We start from the raw sequence: 23,218 nt of genomic DNA on the forward strand, positions 1-23,218 counted from the left end.
TCATGCCGCATTACGAACGCATCCTGATCACCGGCGCGGCCGGCCGCCTCGGTTCGGAACTGCGAAGGGGGCTGGTGCCGCTGGCAAAAACGATACGCCTGGCCGGCCGCGAACCGTTCGGCGATCTTGCTCCACACGAGGAAGAAGCGGTCTTCGACCTCGCCGATATGGAGGCGACGTTTGCCGCCACCAAGGATTGCGATGCGATCGTGCATTTCGGCGGCGCACCACTCGAATGCGAATGGCAAACCATCCTGGATTCCAGCATCCGCGGCTCCTATCACATCTACGAGGGCGCCCGGAAACACGGGGTGAAACGAGTCATCTATGCCTCCTCCGTGCATGCCGTCGGCTATCACGAGGTCGAGGCGCATATCGGCGTCGACGCGCCGGTGCGTCCCGACAGCCTCTATGGCGTGTCGAAGAACTTCGTCGAGAGCCTGAGCCGGCTTTACTGGGACAAGTTCGGCATCGAGACGGCGTGCCTGCGCATCTTTTCGTCCTTCCCCGAACCGGCGGACCGTCGCATGCTGTGGTCATACCTCTCCTTCGCCGATTGTGTGCGTCTGGTCGAGGCAGCTCTCACCGCGCCGCGCGTCGGCCATACGATCTCCTTCGGCCTTTCCGACAACAAGGTGAAAACGGTCGACAACAGCGGCGCCAACCATCTGGGGTTTTCTCCGCAGGATAGTGCCGAGCCGTTCCGCGCCGCGGTCGAGGCGAAGACGCAGATTCCGGATCCCAAGGCGCCATCGGTGAAGTATCTGGGCGGGTGGTTCTGCGAGCTTGGCCATCCGGACGACAAACAGGCGTAGCTGCCAATCCGCTCGATGGCGCAGAGCGGAAGCCGAGATGCGGCAGGCGACGGATTCACGCGTGGTGGCGGAGATCGAGGAGGTTGTCGGCGGCGCCGGCTTCGATGTGCCACGCCGACCACGGTCATGGATCAGATCTGGCAGCGGTACCTGCAGACGATGCCCGACCTTTCCGCGCAAGCATTTCATCCACCATGGGCGTCGAAGGCTCAGAGACTTATGCGCTGCGCGCTTCTCGTCGCACATGTTCCAAGTCGGCCACCAGATGGCCGCCTGAAATATTGACGGTTGCCGGTCGTCATCGGTTTTGGGATTCTCACCTGATCTGATAGTGGGATCCAAATCACAGGAGATGGCATGCCGAACGATGTAATCGTGCGCGACAGCAATGGCGCTCAATTGAATGACGGTGATTCTGTAACGCTGATCAAAGACCTCAAAGTCAAAGGCACTTCGGAGACGATCAAGCGCGGCACGTTGGTGAAGGCCATCCGCCTGAACGGCAATCCCGGCGAGATCGAATGCAACACCAAGCAAGTGAAAGGCCTGGTGCTCAAGACCGAGTTCGTGAAGAAGGCGTGAGCCTCAAGGCGGCAAGCGATCTCGATGGCTCCTGCGGGATTTTGGAGAGCCTGCCGTCACCAAGTGGAGTGCGGCCTTTGAGCGTCCGGCACGCGACAGTTGCGCTGCGAAATTGATAATTTCACCGACCACGCAAAATCAAGAAATCGCCAAGTCCCAAGCTGGAACCTCCGGCCTCGTTGCGCGTTTCACGGCGTCCCGTTCGCGGATCCGCCCGGATATCTCTCCAAGCGCGCGAAAAACCAGGAGCCCGCTTCATGCACGACAAGCTGTTTCATTCCCCGGTCGCACTCTCGGTCGGCCTTGGCTTCAAGCGCGAGATTGCCTCGCTGGCCGAAATGCACGACTTCCTCACCGATTGGACAACCTCCCGCCGCGGCCCGCTTTACCGCAACGCGGTGGAAGCATGTGAACTCGCCATCCCAGGCTATGTGACCATCGAGCAGGCGCGCCACGCGCTCGTCCAGTTTGCGCAAGCTTCTTGTATCCTGTGGCCGGACCTCGAGCCGGTGGCGGGCGTGCACGCCGTTGCGCGTGGCTATGGCGGCTACGCCGCCTGAAGATCGATACCCTCCGTGGCGGCTAAAGCCACACCACCATAGAAAGCCCGGCTGGCCCCCAAGCCGGGCTTTCCCGTTTCCGGCAGCTCGCAAGGAAATCGCAATCCTGTGGCTGGCCGCGTGCCTTGCGCGACAATCCCTGCGTGGAGTGTCGGGAAGAGCCCGCGCAAAAATCTTTATAAAATTCCTATTTCTTTCCACTGCGCCCCGTCTCGAACCTTTATGGCGATCGGGTCCATATTCCCCTCAGAAAACACAACCGGTTCCGTTGCCAAAGATGCGACGGGCCACTTCCGATATATTGCGAACTCTCCTGTCAAATTCGCAAAGTACAAAAGAACAAAAGGAATAAACACAATGGATATGGCCGTTACCGGGATCGGAATTTTGTTCTTCGCCCTTTGTTTCGCCTACATAAAAGCTTGTGACGCGCTCTAGAGCGAGGCTGAAAAAATGATCGTCGACTATATTCTCGGTGGCGGCGTTACGCTGTTCCTGCTCGCATACCTGACATACGCCCTCGTTCGTCCAGAACGCTTCTGAAGGCACGGAAAGCCCACAGCCATGACACTGAACGGTTGGATACAGATCCTGGTCTATTGCGGGATCGTCATATTGCTGGTGAAGCCGCTCGGCGGCTACATGCACCGCGTCTTCAACGGCGACCGCACGCTGCTCTCGCCCCTCTTCGGCCCGCTTGAGCGCGGGCTGTACCGCCTTTGCGGAACCAGCGAACGCGAGGAACAGCACTGGACCACCTATGCCGTCGCCCTGCTGCTCTTCAACCTTGCCGGCTTCCTGGTGCTTTATGCCCTGCAGCGCCTGCAGGGCAGCCTGCCTTACAACCCTGCCGGCATGACAGCGGTTGAACCAGGGCTCGCCTTCAACACCGCCGCCAGCTTCATGACCAACACCAACTGGCAGAACTATGGTGGCGAGAGCACGATGTCTTATCTCGTGCAGATGGCCGGGCTGACGGTGCAGAACTTCGTTTCGGCGGCCACCGGCATTGCCATCGCCATCGCGCTGATCCGAGGCTTTGCGCGGGCTTCGGGCAAGTCGATTGGCAATTTCTGGGTCGATATGACCCGCTCCACACTCTATCTGCTGCTGCCGTTCTGCATCGTGCTGACGCTGGTCTATGTCTGGCTCGGCATGCCGCAGACGCTCGGCGCCTATGTCAACGCCACGACGCTGGAAGGCGCGCAGCAGACCATCGCCGTCGGCCCGGTCGCTTCGCAGGTGGCCATCAAGATGCTCGGCACCAATGGCGGCGGCTTCTTCAACGCCAATGCCGCGCACCCGTTCGAGAACCCCGACGCGATCTCCAACCTGATCCAGATGGTGTCGATCTTCGCCATCGGCGCCGCCTTGACCAATGTCTTCGGCCGCATGATCGGCAACCAGCGCCAGGGCTGGGCGATCCTCTCGGCCATGGGCGTCATGTTCATCGCCGGTGTCGCCATCTGCTACTGGGCGGAAGCCGCCGGCAACCCGCTGGTGCATGCGCTGGGCATCGACGGCGGCAACATGGAGGGCAAGGAGAGCCGCTTCGGCATCGCCCTGTCGGCGCTGTTTGCCGTCATCACCACGGCCGCTTCCTGCGGCGCCGTCAACGCCATGCACGGCTCGTTCACCGCGCTCGGCGGCATGATCCCGATCATCAACATGCAGCTTGGCGAAGTCATCGTCGGCGGTGTCGGCGCGGGTCTCTACGGCATCCTGATGTACATCGTCGTCGCCGTCTTCGTTGCCGGCCTGATGGTCGGCCGCACGCCCGAATATCTGGGCAAGAAGATCGAGGCCAAGGAGGTCAAGATGGCTATGCTGGCCATACTGTGCCTGCCGCTGGCGATGCTGATCTTCACGGCCATCGCCGTCGTGCTGCCGACCGGCGTGGCGTCGATGGGCAATGCCGGCCCGCACGGCTTCTCCGAGGTTCTGTATGCCTACACTTCGGCGGCGGCCAACAACGGTTCGGCCTTTGGCGGCCTCAGCGGCAACACGCCCTGGTACAACATCACGATCGGCATCGGCATGCTGATGGGCCGCTTCCTGGTCATCATCCCGGCGCTGGCCATTGCCGGCTCGCTGGTGGCGAAGAAAACGGTTCCGGCTTCCGCCGGCACCTTCCCGACCGATGGCCCGCTGTTCGTCGGACTGCTGGTCGGCGTCATCCTGATCGTCGGTGGCCTCACCTTCTTCCCGGCGCTCGCCGTCGGGCCGATCATCGAGCACCTGGCGATGGCTCACGGGCAGACCTTCTGAGACCGTCATGTCCTGGTTCAATGCCATGCGCCGCAAGGTCGGCCACAGGGACGATCACCGAAAGGAGGAGAGACCTCCTCCTTTCCCGACCCTGTCGACGTTTCTCGGCCTTGCGGCAGTCATGCTCGTCCTCTGGCTGCTGGCCTACGGGCCACCGCATTTCCTTTCGGCATCCAATCATCGGGTGCCGTCCAACAACACCGAAGCCGGAGCTTCAAAATGAGCAACTCGAAATCAGCAAGCATCATGGATGCACGCATCCTGGTTCCCGCCATTGGCGGCGCCTTCCGCAAGCTCGATCCGCGCACGCTGGCCAGGAACCCGGTGATGTTCGTCGTTGCCGTCGTCTCGGCGCTCACCACGGTGCTGTTCGTGAAGGACCTGGTCACCGGAGGCGGCAATCTCGGCTTTACGCTGCAGATCATCATCTGGCTTTGGTTCACCGTGCTGTTCGCCAACTTCGCCGAAGCGGTCGCAGAAGGCCGCGGCAAGGCGCAGGCGGATTCGCTGCGCAAGGCACGCACAGAGACCCAGGCCAAGCTTTTGACCGGTGAGGACCGCACCAAATACAAACTCGTGCCCGGCACCAGCCTCAAGGTCGGCGATGCCGTCCTGGTCGAGGCCGGCGACATCATCCCGTCGGACGGCGAAGTGGTCGAGGGCGTCGCGTCGGTCAATGAGGCGGCGATAACAGGCGAATCGGCGCCGGTCATCCGCGAATCCGGTGGCGACCGTTCGGCGGTCACCGGTGGCACCCAGGTGCTGTCCGACTGGGTCCGCGTCCGCATCACCGCCGCCTCCGGCCATACCTTCCTCGACCGCATGATCTCGCTGGTCGAAGGTGCCGAGCGCCAGAAGACGCCGAACGAGATCGTGCTCAACATCCTGCTCGTCGGCATGACGCTGATCTTCGTGCTGGCCACCGCGACGATCCCGAGTTTTGCCTCCTACTCGGGCGGCTATATCTCGGTGACCGTTCTGGTGGCGCTGTTCGTCACCTTGATCCCGACCACGATCGGCGCGCTGCTTTCGGCCATCGGCATCGCCGGCATGGACCGCCTGGTGCGATTCAACGTGCTGGCCATGTCGGGCCGCGCCGTGGAGGCCGCAGGCGACGTCGACACGCTGCTGCTCGACAAGACCGGCACGATCACACTCGGCAACCGCCAGGCGACGCAGTTTCGCCCGGTCAAGGGCGTCACCGAACAGGAACTGGCCGACGCGGCTCAGCTAGCCTCGCTCGCCGACGAGACGCCGGAAGGCCGCTCCATCGTCGTGCTGGCCAAGGAGAAATACGCCATCCGCGCCCGTGACATGGCAACGCTGCACGCCACTTTCGTGCCCTTCACAGCGCAGACCCGTATGAGCGGCGTCGACATCGATGGTTCGTCGGTGCGCAAGGGCGCCGTCGATTCCGTGCTTGCCCATGTCAACCAGTCGGCAGCTGCCGCCCATGGCACGCGCCCAAGCAGCGAATCCATCCGCGATCTCCAGTCCATCGCCGACGAGATCGCCAAGTCCGGCGGCACGCCGCTGGCGGTCGAACGCGACGGCCGCCTGCTCGGCGTCATCCACCTCAAGGACATTGTCAAGGGCGGTATCCGGGAGCGCTTCACCGAACTGCGCCGCATGGGCATCCGCACGGTGATGATCACCGGCGACAATCCGATGACGGCAGCAGCCATCGCCGCGGAAGCCGGCGTCGACGACTTCCTCGCGCAGGCCACACCGGAGGACAAGCTGAAGCTGATCCGCGACGAACAGGCCAAGGGCAAGCTGGTGGCCATGTGCGGCGACGGCACCAACGATGCACCCGCCCTTGCACAAGCCGATGTCGGCGTCGCCATGAACACCGGCACGGTTGCCGCCCGCGAGGCCGGCAACATGATCGATCTCGACAGCGATCCGACCAAGCTCATCGAGATCGTCGAGATCGGCAAGGCGCTCTTGATGACGCGGGGTTCGCTGACGACCTTCTCGATCGCCAACGACGTGGCCAAGTATTTCGCCATCATTCCGGCGATGTTCGCCGTCTTCTACGTCGCACCGGGACAGACGACCGGCCCGCTGCAGGCACTCAACGTCATGCATCTGGCGACGCCGCAAAGCGCCATCCTGTCGGCCATCATCTTCAACGCACTGATCATCATCGCGCTGATCCCGCTGTCGCTGAAGGGCGTCAAATATCGCGCCATTGGCGCCGGGGCGCTGCTCAGCCGCAATCTGCTTGTCTACGGCCTCGGCGGCCTCATCGTGCCGTTCGTCGGCATCAAGGCGATCGACATGATCGTCACCGCGCTTGGCCTCGCTTAAGGAATTACGCTCATGTTCAAACAGATAAGACCCGCGATCATCATGATCGTCTTCTTCACGGTCCTGACCGGCCTGATCTATCCCCTGGGCATGACCGGCATCGCCCAGGCGGTGTTCCCGCGCCAGGCCAATGGCAGCCTGGTCGAGAAGGACGGCAAGATCATCGGCTCCGAGCTGATCGGCCAGGGCTTTGCCAGCGACAAGTATTTCCATGGCCGCCCCTCGGCCGCCGGCGACGGCTACAACGCCGCCGCCTCGAGCGGCAGCAATCTCGGCCCGACCAATCCCAAGCTGATCGACCGCATCAAGGGCGACGCGGAAAGACTGAAGGCGGAGAATCCGAACCAGCCCGTCCCGATGGACCTGGTGACGACGTCCGGCAGTGGCCTCGATCCCGATATCAGTCCCGAAGCAGCCTACTTCCAGGCCGCCAGGGTGGCCAAGGCCAGGGGGATCGATGAAGCCAAGGTCAAGGCGCTTGTCGATGCCCAAGTCGAGGGCAGGGAGCTTGGCTTCATGGGCGAACCGGTGGTCAATGTGCTCGGTCTCAACCTTGCGCTGGACGCCGCGAAACAGTGAATGGTGCGGGCCGGGGATCGACAGTATCCCCGGCGCCATCCATGATCGATCCCGATGCCGGACGACAGAAGCAACGACGCCAGACCTTCTCCCGACGCACTGCTTGACCATGCCGAGCGGGAAGGTCGCGGCCGGCTGCGGATATTCCTGGGTGCCGCTCCCGGCGTAGGCAAGACCTACGAGATGCTGATGTCGGGCCGCGCCAGGCTGACCGACGGCGTGGATGTGGTGATCGGTGTCGTCGAGACGCATGGGCGCAAGGAGACACTGGCCCTGGTCGAGGGTTATGAGGTCATTCCCCGCCGCAAGGTCGACTACAAGGGGCGCATCCTCGACGAGATGGATATCGACGCCATCCTCGCCCGGCGCCCGGCGCTGGTTCTCATCGACGAACTCGCCCACACAAATGCGCCTGGCAGCCGGCACCCCAAGCGCTATCTCGATGTCCAGGAAATCCTGACGCACGGTATCGACGTCTACACGACGCTCAACATCCAGCATGTCGAAAGCCTGAACGACGTCGTCGCCCAGATCACCAAGGTCAGGGTTCGCGAGACGGTCCCCGATTCCATCATAGACCAGGCCGACGATGTCGAGATCATCGATCTCACCCCCGACGACCTGATCAAGCGGCTCGAGGAAGGCAAGGTCTATTTCCCCAACACCGCGCAGCGCGCGATCGAGAACTATTTCTCGCCGGGCAATCTGACGGCGCTCAGGGAACTGGCGCTGCGGCGCACCGCGCAGCGCGTCGACGACCAGTTGCTGATCCATATGCAGGCCCACGCCATTCCCGGACCGTGGGCCGCGGGGGAAAGGGTTCTCGTCTGCGTCGACGCGCGTCCGGGCGGGGCGGCGCGTATTCGCTATGCGCGCAGGCTGGCAGACCGGCTCCGTGCCCCGTGGACGGCGCTGCATGTCGACAGCCCTCGCTCGGCCAGCATGGCCGAAGCGGACAAGGATCGGCTGGCTACGAACCTGCGGCTTGCCGAACAGCTCGGCGCCGAGGTGACCACCATTCCCGGTCAGAACATCGCGCAGGACATTGTTCGCCATGCGACGGCGAACAATTTCACCCATATCGTGGTCGGCAGGCCGACCCGGTCGCGCTGGCGGGAATTGATCGAAGGTTCGCTCACCTACGATCTCATCCGCAATGCCGGCGACATCAGCGTCCATGTCATTTCAGGAACCGAACGCAACGCCGAGGTGACGTCGAGGAGTGTCAAGGCGGCGGACGAGCAGTGGCAGTTCGAGATCTGGCCCTATCTCAAGGCCACGGCCTTTGTTATCGGTTCGCTCGCCTTCGCCGTCGTTCTCGACCAGTTTCTCGACGTTCGCAACCTGGCGATCATTCTTCTCATCGGCGTACTGGCATCGGCGGTAACCGGCGGTCTGTGGCCGGCTCTGTACGCTTGTTTCGCCAGCGCCCTTGCTTTCAATTATTTCTTCCTGGAGCCTCGTTATACGCTGACGATCCGGGATCCGGAGAGCATCGTCGCGCTTGGCGTCTTTCTCGTCGTTGCGGTCATCGCCAGCAATCTGACGGCGCGCGTGCAGCGCCAGGCGGTCGCCGCCCGCTCGCGGGCGCGGGCCACGGAAGACATCTACCTCTTTTCAAAGAAGCTCGCCGGCGCCGGCACGCTCGACGACGTCCTTTGGGCCACGGCCTTCCAGATCGCCTCAATGCTGAAGCTGCGGGTGGTGCTGCTTTTGCCGGAAGACGGGACCATCACCGTCAAGGCCGGCTATCCGCCCGACGACACGCTGGCCGAGGCCGACATCGCCGCCGCCCGCTGGGCCTGGGAGCACAATCGTGCGGCGGGTCGTGGCGCCGACACGCTTCCGGGCGCCAAGCGCCTCTATTTGCCCTTGCGGACGGGGCGCACGGCCATCGGGGTCGTCGGCCTCGACAACGACAAGCAGGGTCCGCTGCTGACGCCCGAGCAGCAGCGGCTGCTTGACGCACTGGCCGACCAGGCGGCGGTCGCCATCGAGCGTATTCAGTTGGTTGCCGACGTCGACCGTGCCAAGCTAGCCGCTGAGGCGGACAGGCTGCGCTCGGCGCTGCTCACCTCCATTTCCCATGATCTGAAAACGCCGCTCGCCGCCATCATGGGCGCGGCCGGCACGCTGCGGGATTTTTCAGCAGCGCTTCCCGAACCGGACCGGGCCGAACTGCTGTCGACGGTGCTCGACGAATCCGAGCGGTTGAACCGCTTCATCGCCAATCTGCTCGACATGACCAAGATCGAGTCCGGCGCGATGGAGCCGAACTACGCCTTTCACTATGTCGGCGACATCGTCGGCTCCGCCTTGCAAAGGGCCAGGAAAATCATTGGCGAGCACAAGATCGAGACCGACATCCCCAGGGATTTGCCGATGTTGAAGGTCGACCCGGTGCTGTTCGAGCAAGCGTTGTTCAATCTTCTCGACAATGCGGCGAAATATGCCCCGGCAAGCTCGACGATTCGCATGCAGGGTTGGACCGACAATGGCTCCGTCCTGCTGCAAATCATGGATGAAGGGCCAGGCATTCCTCCCGGCGATCTGGAACGGATTTTCGACACGTTCTATCGAGTGCGCAAGGGCGACCAGATCCGCGCTGGTACGGGGCTCGGCCTGTCGATCTGCCGCGGCTTCGTCGAAGCGATGGGTGGCACGATCATGGCGGCAAACCGGACCGACGGTTCGGGCGCGGTGTTCACCATCAAAATGCCCAAGCCGGCAAATCCGCCCAATTTCGACGCTTCGAATACCGACGACCACGACGTGGGTGACCTGGCATGACAAACTCGAACGTCAGGATATTGGTCGTCGATGACGAGCCGCCGATCCGCAAGCTGCTGCGCGTCGGGCTCGGCAGTCAAGGTTATGCGGTCAGCGAGGCGCCGAACGCGAAGGTGGCGATCGAGCTGATGGAGGCGGAGAAGCCGGACCTCGTCCTGCTCGACCTTGGGCTGCCCGGCATGAGCGGTCATGAGTTGCTGCGCAAATGGCGCGACGATGGTCTCGACATTCCAGTGGTCATCCTGTCCAGCCGAACCGACGAGGCCGGCATCGTCCAGGCCCTGGAACTCGGCGCCGACGACTATGTCACCAAACCTTTCGGCATGAACGAGCTGGTGGCGCGCATTCGCGTGGCGCTCCGCCACAAGTTCCAGCAACAGGGCGAGAAGCCGATTTTCCAGACCGGCGATCTCAGCGTCGACCTGGTCAAGCGCATCGTCAAGGTAGAGGGCAAGGAGGTAAAGCTGTCGCCGAAGGAATACGACATCCTGCGCATGCTGGTGCAGCACGCCGGCAAGGTGCTGACACACCATTTCCTGCTGAAGCAGGTCTGGGGCGACTCGACCGATGTGCAGTATCTCAGGGTCTATGTCCGGCAGCTCAGGCAAAAGATCGAGAAGAGCCCCGACCAGCCGCGCTACATCACCACCGAGACGGGCGTCGGCTACCGCCTGCGCGAGGTTGAGTGAGCAGGCCAGGTTTTAGCCGATAGCTTCCCGTGGCTGGCCAAGCGGTCTGGAAACCCGCAAAGCCGCGAGGCAGCCGACAATGCCGAGCGGCACGAAGGCAAGAAACAACCACGACGCGACGTTCGCCGCCGCGTCGTGGTTCAGACCTTGCGAAAAGCCGCTGGCGTTGGCGACGATGCCGGCAAGGGCGGCGCCCACGGCATAGCCGATGCGCTGCATGGTCGGCACCGCCGCCGAGGCGATGGTCTGCTCGCCCTCCGGGGCGGAGGCGACGATGACGCGCGTCAGGAACGGCCAGGCGATGCCGAAGCCGCCGCCCTGCAACAGGGCACATATCAGGATCAGCGGGATGGAGCCCAGGGGTATCGCATACGCAAAGCCGGCGATGCCGGCCGCGATCATCACCGCGCCGCCGACGATGATCAGCCGCTCGCGCCGCGGCGGCGCGTTGGCGACCAGGATCGACAGGATCGACCAGGCGATCGACTCGGCGGCGATGATGTAGCCGGTGGTCAGCAGCGGAATGTCGTGAAGGCTGGTCAGCAACAGCGGCCCGTAGACGCCGAAGGAACAGGTCGCCACCGAAAAGGCGGCAACCATGGTCATGCCGGCGCCGACCGGCGTGCGCCATGAGAACAGCCGCGCCGGGAACAGCCGCGAACGCGGCTTCAGCGCGTCGATGGTGAAGAACAGCACCAGGCCGATGAGGCCGAAGGCCATCAGCAGCGAAGAGCGCAGCAAGGCGATGTCGACGCCGGCGGAGGCGATCAGCACTATGGCGACGGCAAGGCAGGCAAGGGCCGCGAACGGGAAGGGTGGCGCCCCGCCTGTGCTTGCCCTCGGCCTCGTCGCCTCCGGCGTGTTGAGCACGAGGAAGCTTGCCAGCGCCATGGCGGCGCCGCCGAGGGTGAAGATGCCGAAGGCCCAGCGCCATGACAAAAGCTCGGTCATGATCGCGCCGAGCAATGGTCCGCTGAAGGCGGCGACGCCCCAGATCGCCGACATGATGCCGAAAAGCTGCGGCCAGATGGCGCGCGAGAACAGTCGTTCGACCGAGACGAAGGCCAGCGACACCAGCGCACCGCCGCCAAGTCCTTCGATCAGGCGGCCGGCGAGGAACAGTTGCATGGAAGGCGAGGTGGCGCATATCAAGGCGCCTGCTGCGTAGAGCAGCGCGGCGACCACCATGTTGGTGCGCAAGGGGACATAACTCACCAGTCGTCCGGCGGCCGCGCCGGCAACGATAGCGCCGAGTTCGTAGATCGCCAGCGACCAGCCGACGAGCTGTACGCCCGCCAGTTCGCCGACCATGGCCGGCATCACCGTTGCCACCATCGTCTCGTTGGTGGCGTGCAGCAGGATGCCGAGGCTGATGAAGCAGAAGCGCGCCAGGTCGCCGCTTGCCCACAATAAGCGCCAGTCGACCCTGTTTGTGCTGATCTCGGTCATTTCCACCCCTGTCTTGCATATCTCGACGCCAGCGCAGCACGCCAGAAGCCAGTACAAGTTTCCGGCAGGACCATGCGAATCGACAGCGCCGGATCGAGCGTTGTTGCGCTCGGGGCAGGCTTGTAAAACCTCAACTGGGGTTGAGCTCAAGCGGTTTTTTGAGGATCGTTCGCGCGGCAGCCTTTCCGCCTGGCGGGTTCGTTGCGCGATCAGTTCTCGGTGCTGCGCAGCTGGAACTGGCTGACGCCGATCGCGAGGTTCATGCCGGTCTGCGTCTGCAAGCTGAGCGGCTGCAAGGTGAAGGCCTGAGAGGAGCCGCCGACCAGCAGATTGGCGCCGGCGCCGACGGCGGCCGTCACCTCCGCGCTGGCGCCGATGTAGTCGCCGGCCAGCGCACCCGGCGCATAGATGTTCTTCAGCGGCGTCAGCACGATCCACTGCATGATCGTCTGCTTCGTCGTGCCGATGTCGAGGCCGTATTTGTTGACGGCGCCGAAATAGGCTTCCGGCGCGAAGCTTTTGTCGGCGGGGTTGAAGGTGCAGCTCAGATCCTTGCTCGAGCCGAAGATGAAGCCGGTGCCGCCGCCAATCGCACAGTCAAGCGTGCCGAGTTCTACGCCTCGGTCCTGCGCCCGCACGGCTCCGGATAGCGTGGTGAACATGGCGGCAGCGATGGCTGTCTTCAGCATGATGGTCCCCTCAAAAATCAACGGCGCGGAACCATCCTATCTGGTTCCGCGCCGCGGAGTGAGGGGGCATGGAGCGCATGGCTCCATGCAATCACTTGAATGAATGGATCAGCTGCAGCGAGGTCACGGCCACGGCAAGGTTGACGCCGGTCTGCGCCTGGACGCTGAGCGGCTCCAGCATGAAGGCGCTGTCCAGGCCGCCAACCAGCAGATTGGCGCCGCCGCCGGTCACCACGCTCGCTTCGGCGTTGACGCCGTAGTAGCTGCCGGCGAGATCGCCTCCGTCACTGTCCCGGGTCGCAGCCAGCACGGCCCAGACGAGCTGGCCCTGATGCGTCTGCCCGACATCGAGGCCGATCTTGGAAATGACGCCTGTGTAAACCTCGGACGGCCCGTGATGATGAGGCCGGAAGACACAGGACACGCCCTTGTTGGAAGCGACGATATAAGCGGTGCCGCCGTCGATGGTGCAATCGAGCGTGCCGAGTTGCAGCTTGCCGGCGCTGGCCGGAGCCACCGCGAACATCGTCGTGGCGAGGGCAGCGGCGCAGGCGAGTTTCTTGATCATGGGAGAGTCCTTTCGCAAAATACTTTCAACAACGGCTTGGGTGGGTAGACCGTTCCGCCGAAAACTTGGCGCGATCAAGGCAGGGGCCGAAAGCCTCCTGCCGGGGTTAATGCGCGGTTGCGAAGTGCGTCCTTTCGGACACGCAAAGGATCCCGCGGCACTTGGATGTCACGCGGATTTGTATGGGAAGCGCTTGCCGAAACCGGGATCAGCTGACGCGGGCGAGGCCATCCTTGGCCGGCTGGTAGGTAGGGTCGAGGCGAACGGCTTCCTTATAGGATTTCGCCGCCTTGGCCTTGTCGCCGCGCCGCTCGTAGATCAGCGCCTGGTTGGACCAGGCCTCGGCATTCCTGCCGTCGAGCTTGATCGCCATGTTGAAATCGGAGAAGGCGTTGTCCTCGTCGTTGGTCGCCAGATAGGAGAGGCCGCGGCCGTTGTAGGGCTCGGCGGCGTCCGGCGCCAGCGAGATGGCGGTCGAGAAGTCCTCGATGGCGAATTTGTGCTGGCCCTGGCTCTGATAGATCAGGCCTCGATTGTGGTAGGCGCGCGCGTCGGTCGTATCGAGCTGGATCGCCTTCTGGAAGTCGTTGAAGGCGTCCTGGGTGCGACCCGCCTTGCGGTAGAGATTGCCGCGGCCGATATAGGCGGCGTCATAGTTCGAGTTGATCTGGATCGAACGGTTGTAGTCCGCGAGCGCGGCTTCCTGGTTGCCGAGGAAGCGCTGGATGAGCGCGCGATTAGAATAGGCCTGGAAGAAATTCGGATTGAGCTGGATGGCTTGATTGAAATCCTTGAGCGCCGCCTGGTACTGACCGCCACGGCCATAGGCCGAGCCGCGTACATTGTAGCCTTCGGGATCCTGGGGATTGCGCTGGATGACCCCCGACAGCGAGGAAATGTTCTCGCTCGACCCTTGCGCCTTGTCGATGTTGTTGAATTCACCGGTCGGGCCCGCCGTTTGGCAGCCGGCAAGCGCCAGTCCGGAGAGCAGGGCCGCTGTCAGGGCGAAACCACGCAATGCGGTCCCGCGCTCCACGCTTGTTGCGTTCATGTCTGCCCTGTCCTCACTTCAAGCCGCGTCGTTCAGGTCCGGCTCCCCCTCCGGACCGGTCACATCAAAACAAAAAGGTGGCGGCGATTCTACATCGCGCCACCTCTGATATCCTTCGAAAAGGACGAAAAATTGGCGTTAGAACCGCGGCGGACGCGGAGCGCCACCTGCACCGCCGGCGGCGCCAGCAGCGACCGGGCGCGGCGTCATCGGCAGCAGGCCTTCGCGCTGGGCGCGCTTGCGGGCCAGCTTGCGGGCGCGGCGGACGGCTTCAGCCTTTTCACGGGCGCGCTTCTCGGACGGCTTCTCGTAGTGACCGCGCATCTTCATTTCGCGGAAAATGCCTTCGCGCTGCATCTTCTTCTTGAGAGCGCGAAGCGCCTGATCAACGTTATTGTCGCGGACGAGTACCTGCACGGGCAATCCTGTCTTTCGGGTTTGATATCAACAGGCAAGCGGCCATAGCCACTAGCCTCCGCAGCGGTTTACACCACGAATTGGGGCGGCTGATAGCAGAATCATGCCGCGCTGTCCACAGTGGAAATGAATTTGCGGGGCCAGCCGCCGTCTGTTTGCCCTGGGACAAGTGTGCCACTTGCCCATGAGATAAGGAGCCGACTAGGCCGTCGCGAGGTGCAGCAGCTCGAAATCCTCGAAGAACTCGCCGTAGTCGCAGGTGATCTCCTCGCCCACGGCGATGTCGCGGGTCGCGGTGGCTCCGCCATATTGCGAAAAATCCGTATTCGGATTGCTGGAATGGTTCATGAAGCGGCCATTGTCGACTTCATAAACCATGAAACCCGGCCGGTCCGGGCTCGGATAGGCATAGCGGTCGAGCAGTTCCCTAAGATGCGGGGGTGCCGTCTCGTATTTGTCCATGGGGATCAGCCGGTCGAAATCCGGATCGAGCCGCCAGATCGAAGCGCCTTTCCCGATCGGCTCCGCGGCGAACACGCCGACGCCTTCGATCGCGCTCGCAGTCACATAGGTTCTGATCAGCATCATGGTTCCAGACCCGCTTTTAGACAGGAACGGAATCGCCAAATCGCGGCGAAAAATCAAGAGCGGCTGTTTGCCTGGCGGCTATGAACATGCATCCCGCCGCTGGAATCTTCACGTCCGATTGATCGACACGCCGCCATCGGCAAACAGAGCCGCTCCGGTGGTGAAGCTCGAGGCGTCGGAGGCGAGATAGAGTGCCGAGCGGGCGATCTCCTCCGGCATAGCGATACGCTTCAAAGCATGCAGGCCTTCGACGAAGGTCCGCGATTCCGGAGTCTTGAAGGTTGCCGCCGGCGTGTCCGTGCCGCCGGGCAGCAGCGCGTTGACCCGCACACCTTTCGGGCCGTATTCGGCGGCCAGCACCTGGGTCAGCCCGATCAGCCCGGCCTTGCTCGCGGCATAGCTGGTCATGCCTGGCATGCCGACTGTGTGGCCGACGAAGGTGGAGGTGAAGATCAGCGAACCACCGCCACGCTCGACCATTGCCGGCACCTGGTATTTGGCGCCGAGAAACGCGCTGGTGAGATTGGTGTCGAGCGTCTCGCGCCAGCCTTCCAGCGGCAGGTCCGAAATCGGCCCCATCCGGCCGACGGCGCCGGCATTGTTGAAGGCGATGTCGAGCCCACCGAACTTTTCGACCGTCAGATCGACAAGGGCCTTTGCATAGGCTTCGTCCCTGACATCGCCGGCAAGCGCGATGGCCGCGCCATCATTGTCTTCTATCTCGGCGACAAGCGCATCGAGCTCGGCCTGGCGGCGGGCGGCGACGATGACCTTGGCGCCTTCCTCGGCAAAGAGTTTTGCCGAGGCCCGGCCGATGCCGGAACTGGCGCCGGTGACGATGGCGATCTTGTTGGCGAGTGCGAACATTTTTGCATCCTTTTCTTCGCGTCGGCTTTAGCGGCGATCCGAGATGCTTGGTCGCAGATGGGGCAAGCACGAGCCACCCGATACCTGCCAATGTGTGGAAGCGCCGGATGCGTCTTTTCCGCCACGGCGCAAAACGGCAAGCGCCGTCGCAAACAGCGCAAGGGTGGAAGCGCTGTTTCGCTAGTGATACACCTCGCGCGCCGGGACCGAATGAACGCCGGCCGCCATTCGCGAAGCCTTTTTGGGGCGAGGTTGGGACGTTGAAGAAATATTCGGTATTCGCCATCGCCCGTGAAGCCATGCGCGGTCACAAGGGCTGGGAGGAACAGTGGTCCTCGCCTGAGCCCAGGAAAGAATACGACGTCATCATCGTCGGCGCCGGCGGCCATGGCCTGGCCACCGCCTATTACCTCGCCACCGTGCACGGCATCACCAATGTCGCGGTGCTGGAAAAGGGCTGGCTCGGCGGCGGCAACACCGGCCGCAACACCACCATCATCCGTTCCAACTATCTCTATGACGAGAGCGCCGGCATCTACGACCATGCGCTGAAGCTGTGGGATGGCTTGAGCCAGGAACTCAACTACAACGTCATGTATTCGGCGCGCGGCGTCATGATGCTCGCCCACAATGTGCACGACGTCCAGGTGCTGAAGCGCCACGTGCACGCCAACCGGCTGAACGGCATCGACAATGAATGGCTGACGCCGGAGCAGGCGAAGGAATTCTGCCCACCGCTCAACACCTCCAGGGATGCGCGCTATCCGGTGGTCGGTGCGTCGCTGCAGCGGCGCGGCGGCACGGCCCGTCATGATGCCGTTGCCTGGGGCTATGCGCGCGGCGCCTCGGCGCGCGGCGTCCACATCATCCAGAATTGCGAGGTCACCGGGGTCAAGCGGGCGGCCAATGGCGCGGTGATGGGGGTCGACACGACGCGCGGCTTCATCGGCGCCAAGAAGGTGGGCGTCGTTGCCGCCGGCCATTCCTCCGTCATCATGAACATGGCCGGCGTGCGCATGCCGCTGGAAAGCTATCCGCTGCAGGCGCTGGTGTCGGAACCGGTCAAGCCGGTGGTGCCCTGCGTGGTGATGTCGAACACGGTGCACGCCTATATCTCGCAGTCCGACAAGGGCGAGCTGGTGATCGGCGCCGGCACCGATCAGTATGTCTCCTACTCGCAGACCGGCGGCTTGCACATATTGCAGCATACGCTGGACGCCATCTGCGAGATGTTCCCGATCTTCACGCGCATGAAGATGCTGCGCTCGTGGGGCGGCATCGTCGACGTCACGCCCGACCGCTCGCCGATCCTGGCCAAGACGCCGGTGCCCGGCCTCTATGTCAATTGCGGCTGGGGCACGGGCGGCTTCAAGGCAACGCCGGGTTCGGGCCATGTCTTTGCCCACACCATCGCGAAAGACGATCCGCATCCGATCAACTCGCCCTTCACCATCGAGCGTTTCCGCACCGGCCGGCTCATCGACGAGGCGGCGGCGGCGGCGGTGGCGCACTGATGATGGCTGAGATGGCTGTCGCGATGCCGCTGATGCTGGCGGGGGAGCAAGTGCTGGCGGGAGAACGGGGCATGTTCCATTTTCCCTCGCCGGATGAAGTGCGCACGCAGCCGATCAGCCGTGCCGGCAACGAAGCCGGCTGGCCGTTTTCGGTCGATGACGGCACGTTGGCCTGCGTCTGGAGCGGCGGCCAGAGGGTGGTGATGTTCTTCGAGGGACGACCCGAAGGGCTCGAAGAAGACGAGACATTCCAGCCGCGTCAAGTCATCGTCACAACCGATCCGATGCAGCTCACCCTCGGCAACATGGCGTCCCGCGATCTGTTTCGTCCCGCTGCAAGCGTGGAAGAGCGCATCCGGCTCGTCGCACCGTTCGCGACCCTGGGACAGAAGCTTTGCGATCAACCGGCGGGCGCCCGCGTCGGCCACGGCGAATTGTAGGAACGAACCAAATGCTTCTCATCCGCTGCCCCTATTGCGAGGAAGAGCGTCCGGAACTCGAGTTCCGCAACGCCGGCGAGGCGCACATCGCGCGCTCGGCCAATATGGCCGGCGAGAGCGACGACGATTTTGAAAAGTTCTTCTTCATCCGCTCCAACCCCAAGGGCATCATTTATGAGCGCTGGCGGCACATGCATGGCTGTGCGCGCTTCTTCAATGCCGTACGCGACACCGTCACCGACAAATTCGTCATGACCTACAAGGCCGGCGAGCCGAAGCCGTCGAAGCTGCCGGGAGTTGCCAAATGAGCGGCGCGTTCCGCATTCCCGGCGCTGGCCGCTTCAGCCAAGCCAAGACCGCGCGGTTCAGCTTCGATGGCCGGTCCTATGCCGGCATCGAGGGCGACACGCTGGCCTCGGCGCTGCTCGCCAATGGCGTCCATCTCGTCGGCCGTTCGTTCAAGTACCACCGTCCGCGCGGCATCCTGTCGGCGGGCGCCGAGGAGCCGAACGCCCTGGTCGAAATCAAGCGCGACGCGGCACGCAAGACGCCGAACGTGCGGGCGACCGTGCAGGAGCTCTATGACGGGCTTGATGGGCAGTCGCAGAACCGCTGGCCGTCACTGTCCTTCGACCTCGGTGCGGTCAGCGATATCGCCTCGCCGCTGCTTTCGGCCGGCTTCTACTACAAGACCTTCATGTGGCCGAAAGCGGCGTGGAAGAGGCTCTACGAGCCAAAGATCCGCGCCGCAGCCGGTCTTGGCGTTTCCCCGGACCAGCCGGATCCCGACCATTATTCATCGCGCTATGCGCATTGCGACGTGCTGGTGCTGGGCGGCGGTGCGGCAGGCATCGCGGCAGCGCTTGCGGCGGCTGAGACCGGCGTGCGCGTCATCCTCGCCGACGAGCAGGCCGAGTTCGGCGGCAGCCTGCGTTTCGAGAGCGGCGCGAAAATCGACGGCCAGGACGGTTTTGCCTGGGCGCAAGCTGCCGTGGCGAAGCTCGCCGCAATGGACAATGTCCGCGTGCTGTCGCGAACGACGGCGTTCGGCTACTATGCGCAGAATTTTGTGGGGCTGGTCGAGCGTGTCAGCGAGCATCTGAGGACCCCCGGCCACGATCTGGCGCGCGAGCGGCTGTGGCAGGTCCGGGCCAAGCGCGTGGTGCTGGCCTCGGGCGCGATCGAGCGCCACATGGTGTTTGCCGACAATGACCGGCCGGGCATCATGCTGGCGGGTGCCGCGCGCACCTATCTCAACCACTATGGCGTCGCGGTCGGCAGGAATGTCGGCGTCTACACCGCCAATGATTCTGCTTACGCGGCGGCGATCGACCTGAAGAAGGCCGGCGTCAACGTGGCGGCGATCGTCGATCTGCGCGAAAATCCGACCGGACCGGTGATCGACGAGGCGAGGGCGCTCGGCATCGAGATCAATTTCGGCCGCGCGGTGATCCGCGCTGGCGGTAAGCTCAGGGTGTCGTCGATGACCGTGCAGCCGAAGAATGGCGGCGGCGAACGCACCATCGCGGTCGATGCGATCCTGATGTCGGCCGGCTGGACGCCGTCGGTGCATCTGTTCTCGCAGTCGCGCGGAAAGGTCGCCTTCAACGACGAGACCAAGCGCTTCGTGCCGGGCACCTATGCGCAGGACTGCGTCTCGGTGGGCGCCTGCAACGGCACCGACGGGCTGTCGGCGACGGTGGACGAGGCCTATGCGGCGGGCGCCAAGGCGGCGAAAGATGCCGGCGCCAAAGCCGCCAAGAGCAGTAAGCCGAAGGTCGATGCGTCGGAGAGCTGGTCGCGCGGTATGTTGGGCGCGGCGCCCGGCGCCGGGCCGGACACGACTGTGAAGGCGTTTGTCGATTTCCAGAACGACGTCACCGCCAAAGATATCCGCCAGGCGGTGCACGAAGGCATGCGCTCGATCGAGCACGTCAAGCGCTTCACCACCAACGGCATGGCGACCGACCAGGGCAAGACCTCCAACATGCACGGCCTGGCGATTGCCGCCGAGACGCTGGGAAAGCCGATCCCGGAGGTCGGCCTGACCACGTTCCGTGCGCCCTATACGCCGGTCACCTTCGGCGCGATCGTCAGCCATGCGCGCGGTCCGCTGTTCGACCCGACGCGCAGAACCGCGATCCATCCCTGGGCCGAGGCGCAAGGTGCCGTGTTCGAGGATGTCGGCCAGTGGAAGCGCGCCTGGTATTTCCCCAAGGCGGGCGAGGACATGCATGCCGCGGTCGACCGCGAATGCGTCGCGGTGCGCAAGACGGCGGGCCTGTTCGATGCCTCTACGCTGGGCAAGATCGAGGTGGTTGGGCCGGATGCGGCCAAGTTCATGGAACTGCTCTACACCAACCCATGGGAGAAGCTGGAACCCGGCCGCTGCCGCTACGGCATCATGCTGCGCGAGGACGGCTTCATCTATGACGACGGCGTCGTCGGCAGGCTGGCCCCCGACCGTTTCCACGTGACGACGACGACCGGCGGCGCGCCGCGCGTCATGAACCACATGGAGGATTATCTCCAGACCGAGTTCCCGCATCTCAATGTCTGGCTGACCTCGATCACCGAGCAGTGGGCTGTTATCGCCGTGCAGGGGCCCAAGTCCCGCGACATCATCGCGCCACTGGTCGAAGGCATCGACATGTCCGACGAGGCGCTGCCGCATATGTCGGTGCGTGAAGGCAAGATCTGCGGCGTGCCGACGCGGCTGTTTCGCATGTCGTTCACCGGCGAGCGCGGCTTCGAGGTCAATGTGCCGGCCGACTATGGCCAGGCGGTCTGGGAAGCCCTGTGGGCCGAGGGCCAGAAGCATGGTGCGGCCGCCTACGGCACCGAGGCGATGCACGTGCTGCGCGCCGAAAAAGGCTACATCATCGTCGGCCAGGACACGGATGGCACGGTAACGCCGAACGACGCCGGGCTCGACTGGGCGGTCGGCAAGAAGAAGACCGATTTCGTCGGTATCAGGGGTTTGACGCGGCCGGACCTTGTCGCCAAGGGCCGCAAGCAGCTGGTCGGCCTCAAGACCAGGGACCCCAAAGTGGTGCTGGAAGAAGGCGCGCAGATCGTCGAGGATCCGAAGCAGGCGATCCCGATGAAGATGATCGGCCATGTCACCTCGAGCTACTGGTCGGAAAATTGCGGCCGCTCGATCGCATTGGCGCTGGTCGCCGGCGGCCGCGACCGGATGGGCGAGACCCTCTATGTGCCGATGCCGAATGGGGTGATCGAAGTGGAGGTTACCGGCATGGTGTTCTTCGACGAGACGGGAGGGCGCCTCAATGGCTAAGGCTGCTGCAAGGAAAACGGCTCCGGCTGCATCGCCCTCGGTCGAACGTCGTCCGGCGCTGGCTGGACGCAGCACCACTGCTGCCGGCGCCAAGGTCGAGGTATTGCCGCCGGCCGAGCGCATGTCATTGCGTGCGCCGGAAGCCTCGGTTGCAGCGCTTTCGAAGGCGCTCGGCGTGACCTTGCCGAACAAGCCGAAAACCTCTGCCGCGAAGGGCGGGCGCACCGTCTTGTGGCTCGGTCCCGACGAATGGCTTGTGATCGATGAGGCCGGCAACGATCCGCTCGCCGATTGCGCCAAAGTATCCGCGCTGCATTCGGCGGTCGGCGTCTCGCATCGCAACATCGCGATATCGGTGACGGGCACTGAGGCAGCGGCGACGATCAATGCTGGCTGCCCGCAGGACCTGTCGCTCGACGCCTTCCCGGTGGGCGCAGCGTCGCGCACCATCCTGGGCAAGACCGAGATCGTGCTGCTGCGCACAGCCGCCGATGCCTTCCGGGTCGAATGCTGGCGTTCCTTCTCGGACTATGTCTTTACTTTCCTGTCCGAGGGATCGCGCGACGCGGCGGTCTGAACTCGGAACGTTTTGCAGGGCACGCTCGTTCTGCATCCGCACGCCGAGGGAGAATGCCGATGCCGTCGAATTCCGCACCGAAGTCGCCGGTCATAAAGACATCGGCCGTCCGCTCGCTCGAACATGAGCGACATGAAGCCCCGAGCGCCGAAGAGGAACTCGAGGAAGGCCTCGAAGACACGTTCCCGGCCAGTGATCCGATATCCATTACCGGAACCGCCATCCCCGGCGCACCGGCGAAACCGGGCAAGGCCAAGACCGTGCCGGGGCGCAAGAAGCGCAAGACGTAGTATTCCATCGGGCCAGGCGGCATCGGGACCTTCTCAATCCCTTTTGACATGCTATTTAAAGCGCTTTGGGAGATGAAAATGCCGACAAAAGCGATCGTTTGGGGCGAGAATGTCCATGAGCAGACCAACGCCGCCGTGCGCGACCTCTATCCCTTGGGGATGCATGGCACCATTGCCGCCGCCCTCAACCAGGACAAGGGCATCGAGGCGACCACCGCCACCTTGCAGGAGCCCGAGCACGGCCTGAGCGAAAAGCGCCTGGCGGCCACCGACGTGCTTTTGTGGTGGGGCCACGCGGCGCATGGCGAGGTCAAGGACGAGATCGTCGAGCGGGTGCAGAAGCGGGTGTGGGAAGGGATGGGCTTGATCGTGCTTCATTCCGGCCACTACTCGAAGATATTCAAGCGGCTGATGGGCACGCCCTGTTCGCTGAAATGGCGCGAGGCGGGCGAGCGCGAGCGCGTCTGGGCGATCAACCGCGGCCACCCGATCGCGCAAGGCATCGGCGAGTGCCTGGAGATCGGCGAGACCGAAATGTATGGCGAGCCCTTCGCCGTGCCGGAGCCGCTGGAGACGGTGTTCGTCTCCTGGTACGAGGGTGGCGAGGTGTTCCGGTCCGGGCTGACCTACCAGCGCGGCGCGGGACGGATCTTCTACTTCTCGCCCGGTCACGAGACCTATCCGATCTATCACAATGAGGGCGTGCAGCAGGTGCTGCGCAACGCCGTGCACTGGGCGCACAACCCGGCGCCGGCATGGTCCGGCATCACCAATGCGCCGAACGTGCCGACGGATGCGGCCAAGGAGAAGATCGTGCAGAAGGGGCTGCGCCTGCATGCCGACGGCGACAAGGGCCTGAGTTGATTCGGGCCTG

General features: G+C 63.7%; 24 protein-coding genes. 17 read left to right on the plus strand and 7 right to left on the minus strand.

The window, feature by feature from the left end:
• Window positions 1–2: 2 nt before the first annotated feature.
• From NKJ67_RS08310 to NKJ67_RS08355, 10 genes are all read left to right on the plus strand, one after another.
• Entirely contained in the window at window positions 3–815 is an 813-nt protein-coding gene (locus NKJ67_RS08310; protein ID WP_352581042.1) for an NAD-dependent epimerase/dehydratase family protein, read from the plus strand.
• 357 nt (window positions 816–1,172) lie between these two features.
• Window positions 1,173–1,397: an alkylphosphonate utilization protein gene (locus tag NKJ67_RS08315; protein ID WP_013529641.1), complete on the plus strand. Its 225-nt coding sequence runs from the start codon at window positions 1,173–1,175 to the stop codon at window positions 1,395–1,397.
• A 257-nt stretch (window positions 1,398–1,654) separates the two neighbouring features.
• Window positions 1,655–1,957: a DUF982 domain-containing protein gene (locus NKJ67_RS08320; RefSeq protein ID WP_352581043.1), complete on the plus strand. Its 303-nt coding sequence runs from the start codon at window positions 1,655–1,657 to the stop codon at window positions 1,955–1,957.
• Between the two features lie 453 nt (window positions 1,958–2,410).
• Window positions 2,411–2,500: a K(+)-transporting ATPase subunit F gene (locus NKJ67_RS08325; RefSeq protein ID WP_032808122.1), complete on the plus strand. Its 90-nt coding sequence runs from the start codon at window positions 2,411–2,413 to the stop codon at window positions 2,498–2,500.
• A gap of 21 nt (window positions 2,501–2,521) precedes the next feature.
• Entirely contained in the window at window positions 2,522–4,225 is a 1,704-nt protein-coding gene (gene kdpA, locus NKJ67_RS08330; protein WP_027037662.1) for a potassium-transporting ATPase subunit KdpA, read from the plus strand.
• 7 nt (window positions 4,226–4,232) lie between these two features.
• Window positions 4,233–4,448 (plus strand): hypothetical protein, encoded by a 216-nt coding sequence (locus NKJ67_RS08335; protein ID WP_127270652.1) that lies wholly within the window; start codon window positions 4,233–4,235, stop codon window positions 4,446–4,448.
• Entirely contained in the window at window positions 4,445–6,538 is a 2,094-nt protein-coding gene (kdpB, locus tag NKJ67_RS08340) for a potassium-transporting ATPase subunit KdpB (RefSeq protein ID WP_352581044.1), read from the plus strand. The genes NKJ67_RS08335 and kdpB overlap by 4 nt, the downstream gene beginning before the upstream one ends.
• 12 nt (window positions 6,539–6,550) lie before the next feature.
• Entirely contained in the window at window positions 6,551–7,117 is a 567-nt protein-coding gene (gene kdpC, locus NKJ67_RS08345) for a potassium-transporting ATPase subunit KdpC (RefSeq protein ID WP_352581045.1), read from the plus strand.
• A gap of 54 nt (window positions 7,118–7,171) precedes the next feature.
• Complete coding sequence (locus NKJ67_RS08350) at window positions 7,172–9,907, plus strand: DUF4118 domain-containing protein (RefSeq protein ID WP_352581046.1); 2,736 nt, start codon at window positions 7,172–7,174, stop codon at window positions 9,905–9,907.
• Window positions 9,904–10,596 (plus strand): response regulator transcription factor, encoded by a 693-nt coding sequence (locus tag NKJ67_RS08355; protein WP_023810134.1) that lies wholly within the window; start codon window positions 9,904–9,906, stop codon window positions 10,594–10,596. Before NKJ67_RS08350 ends, NKJ67_RS08355 begins: the two co-directional genes overlap by 4 nt.
• 12 nt (window positions 10,597–10,608) lie before the next feature.
• Here the strand turns inward: NKJ67_RS08355 and NKJ67_RS08360 are convergent, their stop codons facing one another.
• From NKJ67_RS08360 to NKJ67_RS08390, 7 genes are all read right to left on the minus strand, one after another.
• Window positions 10,609–12,045 carry an MFS transporter gene (locus NKJ67_RS08360; RefSeq protein WP_352581047.1) on the minus strand — a complete coding sequence of 479 codons (1,437 nt, stop codon included), beginning with the start codon at window positions 12,043–12,045 and terminating at the stop codon, window positions 10,609–10,611.
• A 209-nt stretch (window positions 12,046–12,254) separates the two neighbouring features.
• Window positions 12,255–12,734 carry a DUF992 domain-containing protein gene (locus NKJ67_RS08365; protein WP_352581048.1) on the minus strand — a complete coding sequence of 160 codons (480 nt, stop codon included), beginning with the start codon at window positions 12,732–12,734 and terminating at the stop codon, window positions 12,255–12,257.
• Between the two features lie 91 nt (window positions 12,735–12,825).
• On the minus strand, window positions 12,826–13,302 hold the full coding sequence (locus NKJ67_RS08370; protein WP_027037654.1) for a DUF992 domain-containing protein: 477 nt from the start codon (window positions 13,300–13,302) through the stop codon (window positions 12,826–12,828).
• 208 nt (window positions 13,303–13,510) lie between these two features.
• Window positions 13,511–14,353 (minus strand): tetratricopeptide repeat protein, encoded by an 843-nt coding sequence (locus NKJ67_RS08375; RefSeq protein ID WP_027037653.1) that lies wholly within the window; start codon window positions 14,351–14,353, stop codon window positions 13,511–13,513.
• 138 nt (window positions 14,354–14,491) lie between these two features.
• Entirely contained in the window at window positions 14,492–14,770 is a 279-nt protein-coding gene (rpsU, locus tag NKJ67_RS08380; RefSeq protein WP_023810129.1) for a 30S ribosomal protein S21, read from the minus strand.
• Window positions 14,771–14,971: 201 nt separating this feature from the next.
• Window positions 14,972–15,358: an SET domain-containing protein gene (locus NKJ67_RS08385; RefSeq protein ID WP_127395264.1), complete on the minus strand. Its 387-nt coding sequence runs from the start codon at window positions 15,356–15,358 to the stop codon at window positions 14,972–14,974.
• Window positions 15,359–15,466: 108 nt separating this feature from the next.
• Complete coding sequence (locus NKJ67_RS08390) at window positions 15,467–16,225, minus strand: SDR family oxidoreductase (protein WP_352581049.1); 759 nt, start codon at window positions 16,223–16,225, stop codon at window positions 15,467–15,469.
• Between the two features lie 260 nt (window positions 16,226–16,485).
• On the opposite strand from NKJ67_RS08390, the gene NKJ67_RS08395 reads away from it, so the two are divergent.
• The 7 genes from NKJ67_RS08395 (at window position 16,486) to NKJ67_RS08425 (ending at window position 23,208) form a co-directional block, all read left to right on the plus strand.
• Window positions 16,486–17,739: a sarcosine oxidase subunit beta gene (locus NKJ67_RS08395; protein WP_352581050.1), complete on the plus strand. Its 1,254-nt coding sequence runs from the start codon at window positions 16,486–16,488 to the stop codon at window positions 17,737–17,739.
• The gene (locus tag NKJ67_RS08400; RefSeq protein ID WP_127270055.1) at window positions 17,739–18,179 is read left to right on the plus strand and encodes a hypothetical protein; all 441 of its coding nucleotides are present in this window, start codon (window positions 17,739–17,741) and stop codon (window positions 18,177–18,179) included. The genes NKJ67_RS08395 and NKJ67_RS08400 overlap by 1 nt, the downstream gene beginning before the upstream one ends.
• Window positions 18,180–18,190: 11 nt before the next feature.
• Complete coding sequence (locus NKJ67_RS08405) at window positions 18,191–18,487, plus strand: sarcosine oxidase subunit delta (RefSeq protein WP_023770558.1); 297 nt, start codon at window positions 18,191–18,193, stop codon at window positions 18,485–18,487.
• Entirely contained in the window at window positions 18,484–21,477 is a 2,994-nt protein-coding gene (locus NKJ67_RS08410; RefSeq protein WP_352581051.1) for a sarcosine oxidase subunit alpha, read from the plus strand. The genes NKJ67_RS08405 and NKJ67_RS08410 overlap by 4 nt, the downstream gene beginning before the upstream one ends.
• Entirely contained in the window at window positions 21,470–22,054 is a 585-nt protein-coding gene (locus NKJ67_RS08415; RefSeq protein WP_352581052.1) for a sarcosine oxidase subunit gamma, read from the plus strand. The genes NKJ67_RS08410 and NKJ67_RS08415 overlap by 8 nt, the downstream gene beginning before the upstream one ends.
• Before the next feature lie 59 nt (window positions 22,055–22,113).
• Window positions 22,114–22,344, plus strand: a complete 231-nt coding sequence (locus NKJ67_RS08420) for a hypothetical protein (protein WP_127398121.1) — start codon at window positions 22,114–22,116, stop codon at window positions 22,342–22,344.
• Between the two features lie 78 nt (window positions 22,345–22,422).
• A complete protein-coding gene (locus NKJ67_RS08425) occupies window positions 22,423–23,208 on the plus strand; it encodes a ThuA domain-containing protein (protein WP_136616658.1) in 786 nt (261 codons plus the stop codon).
• Window positions 23,209–23,218 lie beyond the last annotated feature (10 nt).

The sequence above is a fragment of the Mesorhizobium sp. M0088 genome (assembly GCF_040322895.1).
Lineage (GTDB): Bacteria > Pseudomonadota > Alphaproteobacteria > Rhizobiales > Rhizobiaceae > Mesorhizobium.

Coding starts and splice junctions, on each gene's coding strand:
- NKJ67_RS08375 (WP_027037653.1), bottom strand. CDS start 14,353: ATGAACGCAACAAGCGTGGAGCGCGGGACCGCATTGCGTGGTTTCGCC.
- kdpB (WP_352581044.1), top strand. CDS start 4,445: ATGAGCAACTCGAAATCAGCAAGCATCATGGATGCACGCATCCTGGTT.
- NKJ67_RS08350 (WP_352581046.1), top strand. CDS start 7,172: ATGCCGGACGACAGAAGCAACGACGCCAGACCTTCTCCCGACGCACTG.
- NKJ67_RS08400 (WP_127270055.1), top strand. CDS start 17,739: ATGATGGCTGAGATGGCTGTCGCGATGCCGCTGATGCTGGCGGGGGAG.
- NKJ67_RS08335 (WP_127270652.1), top strand. CDS start 4,233: ATGTCCTGGTTCAATGCCATGCGCCGCAAGGTCGGCCACAGGGACGAT.
- kdpC (WP_352581045.1), top strand. CDS start 6,551: ATGTTCAAACAGATAAGACCCGCGATCATCATGATCGTCTTCTTCACG.
- NKJ67_RS08360 (WP_352581047.1), bottom strand. CDS start 12,045: ATGACCGAGATCAGCACAAACAGGGTCGACTGGCGCTTATTGTGGGCA.
- kdpA (WP_027037662.1), top strand. CDS start 2,522: ATGACACTGAACGGTTGGATACAGATCCTGGTCTATTGCGGGATCGTC.
- NKJ67_RS08415 (WP_352581052.1), top strand. CDS start 21,470: ATGGCTAAGGCTGCTGCAAGGAAAACGGCTCCGGCTGCATCGCCCTCG.
- NKJ67_RS08325 (WP_032808122.1), top strand. CDS start 2,411: ATGATCGTCGACTATATTCTCGGTGGCGGCGTTACGCTGTTCCTGCTC.
- NKJ67_RS08420 (WP_127398121.1), top strand. CDS start 22,114: ATGCCGTCGAATTCCGCACCGAAGTCGCCGGTCATAAAGACATCGGCC.
- NKJ67_RS08405 (WP_023770558.1), top strand. CDS start 18,191: ATGCTTCTCATCCGCTGCCCCTATTGCGAGGAAGAGCGTCCGGAACTC.
- NKJ67_RS08310 (WP_352581042.1), top strand. CDS start 3: ATGCCGCATTACGAACGCATCCTGATCACCGGCGCGGCCGGCCGCCTC.
- NKJ67_RS08425 (WP_136616658.1), top strand. CDS start 22,423: ATGCCGACAAAAGCGATCGTTTGGGGCGAGAATGTCCATGAGCAGACC.
- NKJ67_RS08410 (WP_352581051.1), top strand. CDS start 18,484: ATGAGCGGCGCGTTCCGCATTCCCGGCGCTGGCCGCTTCAGCCAAGCC.
- NKJ67_RS08315 (WP_013529641.1), top strand. CDS start 1,173: ATGCCGAACGATGTAATCGTGCGCGACAGCAATGGCGCTCAATTGAAT.
- NKJ67_RS08390 (WP_352581049.1), bottom strand. CDS start 16,225: ATGTTCGCACTCGCCAACAAGATCGCCATCGTCACCGGCGCCAGTTCC.
- NKJ67_RS08365 (WP_352581048.1), bottom strand. CDS start 12,734: ATGCTGAAGACAGCCATCGCTGCCGCCATGTTCACCACGCTATCCGGA.
- NKJ67_RS08320 (WP_352581043.1), top strand. CDS start 1,655: ATGCACGACAAGCTGTTTCATTCCCCGGTCGCACTCTCGGTCGGCCTT.
- NKJ67_RS08370 (WP_027037654.1), bottom strand. CDS start 13,302: ATGATCAAGAAACTCGCCTGCGCCGCTGCCCTCGCCACGACGATGTTC.
- NKJ67_RS08385 (WP_127395264.1), bottom strand. CDS start 15,358: ATGATGCTGATCAGAACCTATGTGACTGCGAGCGCGATCGAAGGCGTC.
- NKJ67_RS08355 (WP_023810134.1), top strand. CDS start 9,904: ATGACAAACTCGAACGTCAGGATATTGGTCGTCGATGACGAGCCGCCG.